Origin of the sequence: Mycobacterium persicum, assembly GCF_002086675.1 — a bacterium.
Taxonomy (GTDB): Bacteria; Actinomycetota; Actinomycetes; order Mycobacteriales; family Mycobacteriaceae; genus Mycobacterium; species Mycobacterium persicum.
In genome coordinates this window covers 58925-70311 of sequence record NZ_MVIF01000020.1, presented here as the reverse complement: position 1 = coordinate 70311, position 11387 = coordinate 58925, and the positions used below count along the sequence as shown (strand labels likewise).

The 11387-nt window shown below is 65.0% G+C and carries 12 protein-coding genes and 2 pseudogenes; 7 read left to right on the top strand and 7 right to left on the bottom strand.

The features are described from left to right. Positions 1-33: 33 nt before the first annotated feature. Together BST40_RS09525 and BST40_RS09520 are read right to left on the bottom strand one after the other, a co-directional pair. Positions 34-1212, bottom strand: coding sequence for an acyl-CoA dehydrogenase family protein (locus BST40_RS09525; protein ID WP_075546488.1), 1179 nt, complete (start codon positions 1210-1212; stop codon positions 34-36). A 97-nt stretch (positions 1213-1309) separates the two neighbouring features. Then, positions 1310-2608: an amidohydrolase family protein gene (locus BST40_RS09520; RefSeq protein ID WP_075546487.1), complete on the bottom strand. Its 1299-nt coding sequence runs from the start codon at positions 2606-2608 to the stop codon at positions 1310-1312. A gap of 265 nt (positions 2609-2873) precedes the next feature. On the opposite strand from BST40_RS09520, the gene BST40_RS09515 reads away from it, so the two are divergent. The 7 genes from BST40_RS09515 to BST40_RS09485 are packed head-to-tail and all read left to right on the top strand — an operon-like array spanning position 2874 to position 8556. Further along, positions 2874-3428 (top strand): carboxymuconolactone decarboxylase family protein, encoded by a 555-nt coding sequence (locus tag BST40_RS09515; protein WP_075546486.1) that lies wholly within the window; start codon positions 2874-2876, stop codon positions 3426-3428. Between the two features lie 4 nt (positions 3429-3432). Beyond that, positions 3433-4725, top strand: coding sequence for an aromatic ring-hydroxylating oxygenase subunit alpha (locus tag BST40_RS09510; RefSeq protein ID WP_075546485.1), 1293 nt, complete (start codon positions 3433-3435; stop codon positions 4723-4725). Further along, positions 4697-5032: a hypothetical protein gene (locus BST40_RS09505; RefSeq protein ID WP_075546484.1), complete on the top strand. Its 336-nt coding sequence runs from the start codon at positions 4697-4699 to the stop codon at positions 5030-5032. Before BST40_RS09510 ends, BST40_RS09505 begins: the two co-directional genes overlap by 29 nt. Before the next feature lie 3 nt (positions 5033-5035). Continuing rightward, positions 5036-6256 (top strand): metal-dependent hydrolase family protein, encoded by a 1221-nt coding sequence (locus BST40_RS09500; protein ID WP_075546483.1) that lies wholly within the window; start codon positions 5036-5038, stop codon positions 6254-6256. Next, positions 6240-6659, top strand: coding sequence for a nuclear transport factor 2 family protein (locus BST40_RS09495; RefSeq protein WP_075546482.1), 420 nt, complete (start codon positions 6240-6242; stop codon positions 6657-6659). The genes BST40_RS09500 and BST40_RS09495 overlap by 17 nt, the downstream gene beginning before the upstream one ends. Continuing rightward, positions 6656-7744: an acyl-CoA dehydrogenase family protein gene (locus tag BST40_RS09490; protein ID WP_083154070.1), complete on the top strand. Its 1089-nt coding sequence runs from the start codon at positions 6656-6658 to the stop codon at positions 7742-7744. The genes BST40_RS09495 and BST40_RS09490 overlap by 4 nt, the downstream gene beginning before the upstream one ends. After that, the gene (locus BST40_RS09485; RefSeq protein WP_075546480.1) at positions 7741-8556 is read left to right on the top strand and encodes an acyl-CoA dehydrogenase family protein; all 816 of its coding nucleotides are present in this window, start codon (positions 7741-7743) and stop codon (positions 8554-8556) included. The genes BST40_RS09490 and BST40_RS09485 overlap by 4 nt, the downstream gene beginning before the upstream one ends. An 11-nt stretch (positions 8557-8567) precedes the next feature. Here the strand turns inward: BST40_RS09485 and BST40_RS09480 are convergent, their stop codons facing one another. The 5 genes and pseudogenes from BST40_RS09480 to BST40_RS33615 form a co-directional block, all read right to left on the bottom strand. Continuing rightward, positions 8568-9062 (bottom strand): hypothetical protein, encoded by a 495-nt coding sequence (locus tag BST40_RS09480; RefSeq protein ID WP_075546479.1) that lies wholly within the window; start codon positions 9060-9062, stop codon positions 8568-8570. 128 nt (positions 9063-9190) lie between these two features. Continuing rightward, entirely contained in the window at positions 9191-9625 is a 435-nt protein-coding gene (locus BST40_RS09475) for a DUF4189 domain-containing protein (RefSeq protein WP_371687263.1), read from the bottom strand. A 120-nt stretch (positions 9626-9745) separates the two neighbouring features. Then, positions 9746-10063, bottom strand: a complete 318-nt coding sequence (locus BST40_RS09470; RefSeq protein ID WP_075546477.1) for a hypothetical protein — start codon at positions 10061-10063, stop codon at positions 9746-9748. Positions 10064-10186: 123 nt separating this feature from the next. Next, a pseudogene (locus BST40_RS33620) lies at positions 10187-10648 on the bottom strand (acyl-CoA dehydrogenase family protein); the annotation flags it as partial. A gap of 57 nt (positions 10649-10705) precedes the next feature. Further along, positions 10706-11362, bottom strand: a pseudogene (locus BST40_RS33615) (acyl-CoA dehydrogenase family protein); the annotation flags it as partial. Positions 11363-11387: the final 25 nt, after the last annotated feature.

Below are 11387 nucleotides of genomic sequence, written 5' to 3'. Positions count from 1 at the left end.
CCCCCACCCTTCTAACGGCCGGCCGACTTCGGCTCAATAGCTCCTGGGCAGCTTCAAGGCATGCTCGCCAAGGAAATTCAGAATCATCTCCTGGCTGATCGGTGCGATCTTCATCAGGCGGGCCTCACGGAAGTAGCGCGCGACGTGATACTCCTCCGCATATCCCATGCCGCCATGGGTTTGCAATGCTCGGTCGGCGGCGGCGAAACCGGCGTCGGCGCACAGGTACTTGGCGGTATTCGCTTCGCGCCCACACGGTTTGCCGTTGTCGTAGAGCCACGTTGCCTTGCGTAACATCAGCTCGGCGGCGTCCAGGCGGGCCAGCGAATCCGCCAGCGGAAACTGGATGCCCTGGTTCATGCCGATCGGCCGGCCGAACACCTCGCGGTCGGTGGCGTACTTGACCGCCTTGTCCAGGGCCACCCTTCCGATACCCAGCGCTTCGGCGGCAATCAGCATCCGCTCCGGGTTCAGGCCGTCCAAGATGTACTGAAACCCCTTGCCTTCCTCGCCAACTCGGTGTTCGACCGGTACTTCGAGATTGTCGATGAACAATTCGTTGGAGCTGACGGCGTTGCGGCCCATCTTGTGGATGGGCCGGATGTCGACCCGACTGCGGTCGAGATCGGTGAGAAACAGCGTCATCCCGTCAGTCTTCTTGGCGCCTCGTCTTTGGACGTCGTCGAGCGACTCCGTGCGGGTCAGCAACAGGATCTTGTCCGATTCCATCGCTTTGGAGATCCACACCTTGCGGCCGTTGACGACGTAGCGGTCGCCGTCCCGTTTGGCGAACGTGGTGATGCGTGCGGTGTCCAGCCCGGCACCCGGTTCGGTCACCCCGAAGCAGACGTGCACCTCACCGGTCGCGACCCTCGGCAACGTGGTCGCCTTGAGTTCCTCCGAGCCGTGCACCACCACGGGTTGCATACCGAAGATCGACAAATGGATCGAGCTGGCGGCGTTCATGCCCCCGCCGGATCTGGCGACTTCCTCAAGCAATAGCGTGGCTTCGGTGATTCCGAGGCCATGCCCACCGTACTCGGCCGGAATCGTCATGCCCAGCCAACCGCCCTGAGCTATGGCCTGATAAAACTCGGTCGGAAACTCGTGCGCCTGGTCCTTTTCCATCCAGTAGTGGTCGTCGAACTTGCGCGCCAACTCCGCGACCGACCGGCGGATCAACTCCTGGTCACCGGTCAGCTCGAAGTCCATCCCACCCACCTTCGTTCAGCGCGAGCAGACACAGAATCGCATGATTCGTGCGGCAATCATGCGATTCTGTGTCTGCTCGCCGGCCACCGGCGGTGGCTCAGTCCTTGTTTCCGGTGAGTTCTTTCGCGCTGGCGGCAAAGTCCGCGAACGACGAACCCGCCCGGGTGTCCTTGTGGTGGCTGAGCGCGCGAATGGACACGTCGTGTCCCTCGGCCGCCTTGCGCAGCGCCCCGACCGTCGCCTGCTCCCGTGGGACATGCGTGAACGGGTCGAACGAGTACCACCGCATCGCGTTCTGGTGGGTGATCTTGTTGATCTCGTCATCGGGAACATTGTTAAGCGACAGAACATCCCACAGCTCCTCGGGCGCGCCCGGCCACATCGAGTCGCTGTGCGGGTAGTCGGCCTCCCAGGCAATGTTGTCGATGCCGATCATGTTGCGCAGCGCCACACCAACCTTGTCGCTGATGAAGCAGGTCAAGAAGTGCTCGCGGAACACCTCGCTGGGCAGCTTGCCGCCGAAGTTCTGGTGCGTCCAGGTGGAATGCATCTCGAAGGTACGGTCGGCGCGCTCCAGGAAATACGGGATCCACCCGGTGCCGCCCTCCGAGAGCGCGATCTTCAGATCCGGGAACTCCTTGATCGGTCGCGACCACAGCAGGTCCGCGGCTGCCTGCACGATGTTCATCGGCTGCAGCGTGATCATCACGTCCATCGGCGCGTCGGGCGCGGTGATGGCCAGCCTGCCCGAGGATCCGATATGGATGTTCATCACCGTGTTGGTGTCACACAACGCTTTCCACAGCGGATTCCAATACTCGTTGTGGAAGCTGGGGTAACCCATCGCCGCCGGATTCTCGGTGAAGGTCAGCGCATGCACCCCCTTCTTGGACACCCGCCGCACCTCCGCCGCACACGCCTCGGCGTCCCAGATCACCGGGATCGCCATCGGGATGAAACGCGCCGGATACGCGCCGCACCACTCGTCGATGTGCCAGTCGTTGTAGGCCTGCACCAGCGCGATCGAGAAATCGGGATCGTCGGTGGCGAATAGGCGCGCGGCAAAACCCGGAAACGACGGGAAGCAGATCGAAGCCAGGACGCCTCCGGCGTTCATGTCCTTGATGCGTTCGTCGACGTTGTAGCAACCCGGCCGGATCTCATCCAGACCGGTGGGCTCGATCCCGTACTCCTCCTTGGGACGGCCGGCCACCGCGTTGAGCGCCACGTTGGGGATGACGGTGTCGCGAAACTTCCACATGTCCGAGCCGTCGGGGTTGTGCACCAGCCGCGGCGCGTCGTCGAGGTACTTCGACGCGAGGTGGTTCTTGAACATGTTCGGCGGCTCAACGGTGTGGTCGTCGACGCTGATCAGGATCATGTCCTCTTTGTTCATGGCCGTACCCCTCTCCCTTGGGTGCATCGAGTATTTCCCCGCGCGGCCACCGAGCCGGCATCGGCGAGCCGCCACTGCCTCCAGGCTCTCTAGTTGGAAACTATCTTCTCGCGCAGTGAGAATCAACATTCAGGGCCGGCGCGCGGAACTCAGCGCCCCGGCATTGACCGGGGACACGAATCATGCAAGTCTGTTAGTTAGAAATGAGAATATGATTCTCCGGACAAGAGAGGACTGGCGCAACGTTCCGAGAGGAGGCCGTCGGATGCGTCTGCCGCCGCTGCCGGCCGACCAATGGGACGAGGCTGTCCGGGAGTCGTTCTCGGGCATGCTGCCTCCCGAACGCCGCAACCCGGGTGACGCCGGCAACGCGCTGTCGACGTTCGCCCGTCACCCTGACCTGGCCAAGGCCTTCCTGCGGTTCAACATCCACCTGTTGTTCGCCTCCACATTGCCGCCGCGCGTCCGCGAACTGGCCATCTTGCGGATTGCGCATCGTCGCGGTTGCGCCTACGAGTGGGCCCACCACGTGGCGCTCGCCCGAAAGGCCGGAATCACCGAAGTCGAGGTAGCGGCGGTCCGCCGGGGTGAAGCCGCGGACTCCTTCGAACGCGCGGTGCTCGCCGGGGTCGACGAACTCGACGAGCAGTCGGAGTTATCCGACGACACCTGGGCCGCTCTCGGCGAACGGCTCGACGACCGGCAACGAATGGACTACGTCTTCACCGTCGGCTGCTACGCGCTACTGGCCATGGCTTTCAACACTTTTGGTGTCGAGCTGGAACGAGACTCGAAACAAGACTCGAAACAAGAGAGGTAGTACCTTGCCCCACTTCCCCAAACCAGCCGTGGGTAGCTGGACGGAAAACTATCCCGAATTGGGCACCGCACCGGTCGATTACACCGATTCGATCGACCCGCAGTACTTCGCCGACGAACAGCGGGCAATCTTCCGGCGCACCTGGCTCAACGTCGGCCGCGTCGAACGTCTGCCCCGCACCGGCAGTTACTTCACCAAGGAGCTGCCGTCGGCCGGCGCCGGTATCTCGGTGATCGTCGTCAAAGGCAGGGACGGCGTAATCCGGGCCTTCCACAACATCTGCCGCCACCGCGGAAACAAGCTCGTATGGAACGACTTTCCGCACGAAGAGACCGCGGGCACCTGTCGGCAGTTCACCTGCAAATACCATGCCTGGCGTTACAGCCTCGACGGCGAGCTGACCTTCATCCAACAGGAGAACGAGTTCTTCGACGTCGACAAGAGCCAGTACGGCCTCAAGCCGGTGCGCTGCGAGGTGTGGGAGGGCTTCGTCTTCGTCAACCTCGACCCAAACGCGGCGCCGCTCGCCGAATATCTGGGCTCGATGGCCAAGGGCCTCGAGGGCTACCCCTTCCACGAGATGACCGAGGTGTATTCCTACAAGGCCGAAGTGGGCAGCAACTGGAAGCTGTTCATCGACGCGTTCGCGGAGTTCTATCACGCGCCGGTACTGCACCAGGGCCAGTACACCAAGGAAGAAGCCGCCAAGATGATGAAGTACGGCTTCGAGGCGTTGCACTATGAGCTGACCGGGCCGCACGCGATGATCTCGGTCTGGGGCGGTCAGTCGCCACCCGCCGACCTGAGCATGGTCAAGCCGATGGACCGGGTGCTGCGCAGTGGACTGTTCGGCCCCTGGGACCGTCCCGACGTGATCAATCAGCTCGATGAGCTACCGCCGGGCATCAACCCGTGCAAGGCAAAGCAGTGGGGCATCGACTCGTTTCTGTTCTTCCCGAACTTCATGCTGCTGATCTGGGCGCCCGGCTGGTATCTCAGCTACCACTACTGGCCGACCGCGGTGGACAAACACATCTTCGAGACCAGCCTGTACTTCGTGCCACCGCGAAACGCGCGGGAGCGGCTGGCCCAGGAGCTGGCCGCCGTCACCTTCAAGGAATACGCGCTGCAGGACGCCAACACCCTGGAAGCCACCCAGACCATGATCGGCACCAAGATGGTCACCGAATTCCCGTTGTGCGACCAGGAAATCCTGCTGCGCCACCTGCACAAGATGACCGGGGATTACGTTAAGGAGTACCGCAACAATGGCCACGCCAAGCAAGCTGCCCGCTGAATTCGCCGACCTCGAGCCATATCTGGAGTGGGACCTGGCCACCGAGCCCGAGCGCTACGCCAAGCGGTTGGCCTCTTCCATGTCGAAGATGCAAGACTTTTACGACGCGACATTCCCCCGCCTGAGCGACGCGATCGCCTACTGTGACACCTATCCGCTCGACGATCTGCCCGAGGACGCACGGACGCTGATGCACGTGATGCAGTCGCTGATCATGGTGTCGTTTCCGGTGGAGGCATGGAAGCAGCCGCGGGTACCCGACAGCGGCGCGGCCTGGGTGGAGCTGATCAAGGAGCCGGTGATCTGACAGGTGATTACGGTCAAGGCCGCCGGGCTGCTCGACATTGATGCGGGCGAGATCGTCCGGCCTGGCGTGGTGCGGGTCGACGGCGACCGGATCGTCGGCATCGGCGGCGCCGCCGAAGGTGAAGTGATCGACCTGGGAGACCAGATCCTGCTGCCCGGGCTGATGGACATGGAAGTCAATCTGCTGATGGGCGGGCGCGGTGAGAAGCCCGGTTTGTCGCAGGTGCAGGATGACCCGCCGACGCGGGTGTTGCGCGCGGTCGGCAACGCCCGCCGGACACTGCGCGCCGGCTTCACCACGGTGCGCAACCTGGGCTTGTTCGTCAAGACCGGCGGGTACCTGCTCGATGTCGCGCTGGGCAGGGCCATCGACGCGGGCTGGATCGACGGACCACGGATTGTGCCTGCCGGACATGCCATTACACCGACCGGGGGCCATCTCGACCCCACTATGTTCGCGGCCTTCGCGCCGCACGTGCTGGACCTGACCGTCGAGGAAGGCATTGCCAACGGCATCGACGAGATCCGCAAGGCGGTGCGCTACCAGATCAAGCACGGCGCTCAGCTGATCAAGGTCTGTTGCTCCGGCGGAGTGATGTCATTGACAGGACCGCCAGGCGCGCAACACTATTCCGACGAAGAGCTGCGCGCCATCGTCGACGAGGCGCACCGCCGCGGGCTGCGGGTCGCCGCGCACACACACGGCGCCGACGCGGTCAGGCACGCCGTCGCAGCCGGCATCGACTGCATCGAGCACGGCTTCCTCGTCGACGACGAGGCGATCGCGACGATGGTGGCGCACGGCACTTTTCTGGTATCGACGCGGCGCCTGGCCGACGGCAACGCGATGGACGTCTCCCATGCCGCGCCCGAGTTGCAGGCCAAGGCCGCCGAGATGTTCCCACGGGCGCGCACCTCGATGCTGGCCGCTTACCGGGCCGGCGTGAAGATCGCCGTCGGCACCGACGCACCCGCGATACCGCACGGCCGCAACGCCGACGAGCTGGTCACCCTCGTCGAGTGGGGTATCCCGCCGCCGGACGTGCTGCGGGCGGCCACGGTGACCGCCGCCGAGCTGATCAACGTCTCCGATCGGGGCAGGCTCACCGCTGGGCAGCTGGCCGACATCATTGCGGTGCCGGGAAACCCGTTGGAGGACATCACCGTTACCCGCAACGTCAGCTTTGTCATGAAAGGCGGCAAGGTTTATGCCCAGCAGAACTGACGATCTGGTCGAGATCCAGCAGTTGCTGGCACGCTACGCCGTCACCATCACCCAGGAAGACATCGACGGACTGCTGAGCGTCTTCACGCCCGACGGGACCTACAGCGCCTTCGGCGACACCTACCACCTCAACAGGTTTCCGGAATTGGTGGCTGCAGCGCCAAAGGGCCTGTTCCTCACCGGAACCGCGCTGGTGGAACTCGATGGTGATTCGGCGACCGGTACCCAGCCGCTGTGCTTCATCGAACACGCCACCCACGACATGCGAATCGGCTACTACCGCGACAGCTACGTGCGCACGTCCGACGGCTGGCGGCTGAAAACCCGGGCGATGACGTTCATTCGGCGTAGCGGCGTGCACGACTCCGGACGTCCGCACGCCGTCGGGCGTCCCGCCCCGTGAATGTCACGCAGTTCCGGGCCGACCTGCGCGCATGGCTCGACAACCATGATCTGACACCCGGGCCCGACCACTCGCTGCAAGCGCAGATGCGGCAACTCGCCCGCGTCCACCGGGCGTTGTACGACGCCGGCTGGATGCGCTACGGCTGGCCGGTCGACGTCGGCGGATTGGGCGGGCCCGCGCTGCTGCGCGCGATCGTCGGCGAGGAGGTGGTCGGCCGCCGTCTCGCCGAACCGGGCCCCTACTCGATGGTCGAGGTGCTCGCGCCCACGATGATCGACTACGCACCAGCAGAACTCGCTTCGCAGCTGGTGCCGCGGCTGCTCAGCGGTCGCGAGCACTGGTGTCAGGGCTTTTCGGAACCCGGGTCGGGCAGCGACCTGGCGTCGTTGTCCACCCGCGCCGCCCGCCACGGGGACGACTGGATTGTCCACGGGCAGAAGGTCTGGACCAGCTTCGCGCAGTTCGCCACCCGGTGCATCCTGCTCACCCGGACCGCGCCGGGGCATGACGGACTCACCGCGTTCCTGGTCGACTTGGACACGCCGGGCATCACCATTCGCCCGCTGCGCACCATGCACGGCGTCGACGAATTCTGCGAGGTCTACTACGACGACGTGGTGATCCCGGCCAGCCGGATGCTCGGCCGTCCCGGCGACGGCTGGCGGCTCGCGATGGACCTGTTGCCCTATGAGCGCTCGACGTGCTTTTGGCAGCGGATCGCCTATCTGTATTCCCGATTCGACGCACTGATCGCCGAGGCTGACGACCCTGACGAATCCGAGCTTGGCGCAGCCTATCTCGCGTTGCACACGCTGCGCTGCCGATCCCGCGCCACCCAGCACCGACTTGCCGGCGGCGCCCGCCTCGGGCCGGAGACCTCGATTGACAAGGTGCTGTTGGCAACCGCCGAGCAGCGCCTCTATGACACGGTCCGTGACCTGCTGCCCGGGACGCTGGAGCTCGACGACTCACCGTGGCGCTCGGAGTACCTGTACTCGCGGGCGGCGACCATCTACGGCGGTACCGCCGAGATTCAGCGCAACATCATCGCCCGCCGGTTGCTCGACCTCGGGGGGGAATGACGGTGGAGCCGACCGACTCGGAGTCGCTACGGCTACTGGGCGACTCGATGCGAACGATGATGGCCGGCGCGTCCGGCGGCAAGCTCGACGCTGGGTTGGCGGGTCTCGGCTGGCTCGACATGCTCGCCGAAATCCCCGATATTGCAATACCGTTGGTGTTTCGGCTGCTCGGGGAGACCGGCACGCACGCACCGGTCCTCAACGACGTCGTGCTGCACACCGCCGGACGCACCGGCGGCGGCACCGTGCCGCTGCCGTTCGCCGGCGGTCCCTGGGTGCTCTGGGAACGAACCGAGCGGTCCACGTCGATGGTGGACGACGAGTTACCGATATACCGGGTGGCCCAGGCTGATTCGGTGCCCGCGGCGGCCCTGGCCGCGGGCCGGCGCGCGGTGGCCTGGTGGCTGGTGGGCACCGGCCGGGCGATGCTGGCGCTGGCACGCCGGCATGCGCTGGACCGGGTCCAGTTCGGCAGGCCGATCGCGTCTTTCCAGGCGGTCCGACACCGCCTGGCTGAGGCGCTCGTCGCCCTCGACGGCGCCGAAGCCGCGGTGCAGGCCGCCACTGACGAACCCGACGAGCTCGCGTGCTCGCTGGCCAAGGCCGCTGCCGGGCAGGCCGCACTGACCGTCTCCAGACATTGCCAGCAGGTGCTCGGCGGCATCGGCTTCACCGCCGAACACCAGTTGCACCGCCACGTCAAGCGGTCGCTGGTGCTCGACGCGCTGCTGGGCAGCGCTCATGAGCTCACGCGGGAAGCAGGAGTTACCTTGCGAGCCAACGGATTTGCTCCCCGGCTCACTCATCTTTGAGGTGCTTGACCTCAGAGATACATCCCGGCCGGCGGCTGAGCCCGGTACCGCCCGGTGCGGATGGCCGCCTTGTCCAGGGTGGAGCACCAGCAGCACCGGACCGCCGAAACGCTGAGCTTCCTCCACGGACGGTCAGCAGCTGCGCACCGGCCTTGGCCTCGACGTAGCTGACCCTGAATTCCCCGACGACTTCCCTGGAGTGTCGCGGTCGCGGCCAGCACCGCCCGTCCCCGGTAGGGGTTGAGCTCGTTCGCGCAATCGGCGAGGCGGTCCAGCACCGCCCGCGCGTGGGCCTGGTTGTCGGGCGTCACGTATGCGCTCACTTCGGCCGCGTGCATGACGGTTTCGCGAGTTTCGATCCGAATCACGCATCCGGTTTCATCCAGCAGCGTCCCGGCGGGGAAGTGCACACTCACACAGAGTGGGTGGCGGTAGCGCCGCCCACCGATCTCGGTGTGGGTCCACTTGGGGGGATGGGTGCACTCACCCGGGCCGATCTCGCACACGGGCTCGTGCTCTTCGATCCATTCGGCCAGCGCCAGCGCGGGGTCAACCGCGAGCAGAATCGCACCCGGAAGGGCCGCTGGACAACCGATTTTCGGTCGTCAGTCGCGACGGGGCTGACCGCGCGCAATCACAACCCGTTACACAGCCAATTGACGATCCGCCCGGCGCCGAGCCTGTTGATCGCATCCGACATAGCCTCGCTGAGCGTGAGGCCGCTTCCGCCGTGGTAGGTCGAGCCGTCATAGGCGACCGCGCCGCACCGTTTGAAGCTGATCAGGACCTTGCAGGTGTCGAGGCCGCACTGGTCCAAGGCGACTTGCTCCGCTTTTGCCAGTGTCAAGTAATTCCGCGATTTGCCCCACTCGCCGGTCGGGGCATAGGCGATGGAGCCATAGTGGATCCGCGGCGGGACAGGCACTTCGGGCACCATGCCCATCTCCGACAGCACAGCGCTATCGATATGGGCATCCAACTGTGGAATCAGCGGGAGCGCTAGGACCATCAGCAAAACGGTGGCCCCCACGGTGGCTGCTGCAAGCGCGATCCGACGTCGTGTTGTCATCATTTTCCCGACCCCTTTCTGCGGTCTGCAATCCAGCGGTGTGAGTAGGTCCAGATGACTACGACAGCAACTGTGTCGACAGATGGCGCGGCTGGTTCTGGCGCGGCCCTAGGTCTTCGACTACGGGTGCGGCGCCGGTGTTGTGGCGCTGGGCATTTGCTGCGGGCCCATCATTCCGCCCGGACCCATTCCGGGTCCCATCCGTCCGCCGGAATCCATCATCGAGCAGCCGCCGTCACGCCCGCCGTAGGGGCCGTGGGTAGCTCGACCCAAGAAGAACCCGGAGAAGAAGATCAGAGCAACGATGAATACGACACCGGCGACGATCCCCACCCAGGTCAGCAGTCGATCCGGCCAACCGGGCCGGCCAGCGCGATCGTCATATCGGCGCCGCTCCGCATCGGTGGTCGGTTCGGCAGGTTCTGGTGTTTGCGTCATGGCGGTAATGATGCCACATACGTACCCTACACGGGTATGGTCTTTAGGCCCTAGTGGCACGCATTCGTTTAGATTGCCAGCAACACAAGCCTGATCTGGATATACACAACCCCTCTAGGGTATCTATCCGCGCGGGAGTCCGAGGATGCGCTCGGCGATGATGTTTCGTTGGATTTCCGAAGTGCCGCCCGCGATGGTGCCGGCGAAGCTGCGCGCGTACCGGTCGAACCAGCTGCCGTAGTGGGCGTCGAGGTTCAGCGGCGCGAACGGGGCCGTCACCGAGGGGTGCACCAGCCCGTCGGCTCCGGCGGCGTTCAGCGCATCTTCCGAAGCACGCTGCAAGGCCTCCGAACCGAGCAGCTTGAGCACGGATTGGGCGGGCACATCGTCGTCCCCGCGCGCGGCCCGGGCCAGCGCCGCGGACCCCAGCAGCCGCATCGCGTGGGTGTCCATCACCAGGGTGGCGTAGCGATCGCGCTGCTGGACGTCCGTTGGAGCGAAGTCGATTGCCAACTCGCCCAACAGGTTTGCGTATCCCAGCCACAGCATGACGCGTTCGTGCCCCAGTGATCCGGTTGCCACTCGCCAGCCTTCGTTGAGCTGTCCCACCAGATTCTCGGCCGGTACCCGCACATCGGTGAAGAACACCTCGTTGAATTCGACGTCGTCGTGGCCGCACACCGACGGAAACGGTCGCCGCACCACACCTGGGGTATCCGTGGGAATCAGCAAGACACTGATGCCCTGGTGCTTCGGGGCGTGGGTATTGGTGCGCACGAACGTCAGCAACACGTCGGCGTCATGGGCGCCCGAAGTCCACACCTTTTGTCCGTTGACGACGAAGTGGTCACCATCGGACACCGCCCGCGTTGTCAATGACGCCAGATCCGAACCGGCGCCGGGTTCGCTCATGCCCAGCGACGCGGTCATCTCGGCGCGCAGGATCGGCACGGCCCAGCGCCGCTTCTGCTCCGGGGTCCCGAACGACAGCAACGATTCCGCGATGATGCCCACGCCCTGCGGGTTGAAGCTGCGATAGATGCGCCGCCGGGCCAATTCCTCCAAGTACACGTACTGCTGCAAGAGCGAGGCGTTGCGGCCGCCGAACTCCGGCGGATTGCCCGGCAGCAGCCATCCGTTGTCGAACAGCAGCCGCTGCCACCGGCGCGCCCACTCCGGAAGGTGCGCGCACGAACGCGGCCGCTGCGTGCCCGCGGCCTCGTCGGGCAGATGATGGTCGAGGAACGCGACGAATTCGCGGCGGAATGCTTCGACATCGGCATCAAAGGTCAGCTGCACGGCACTCCTGAACGCCCGCTCTCTT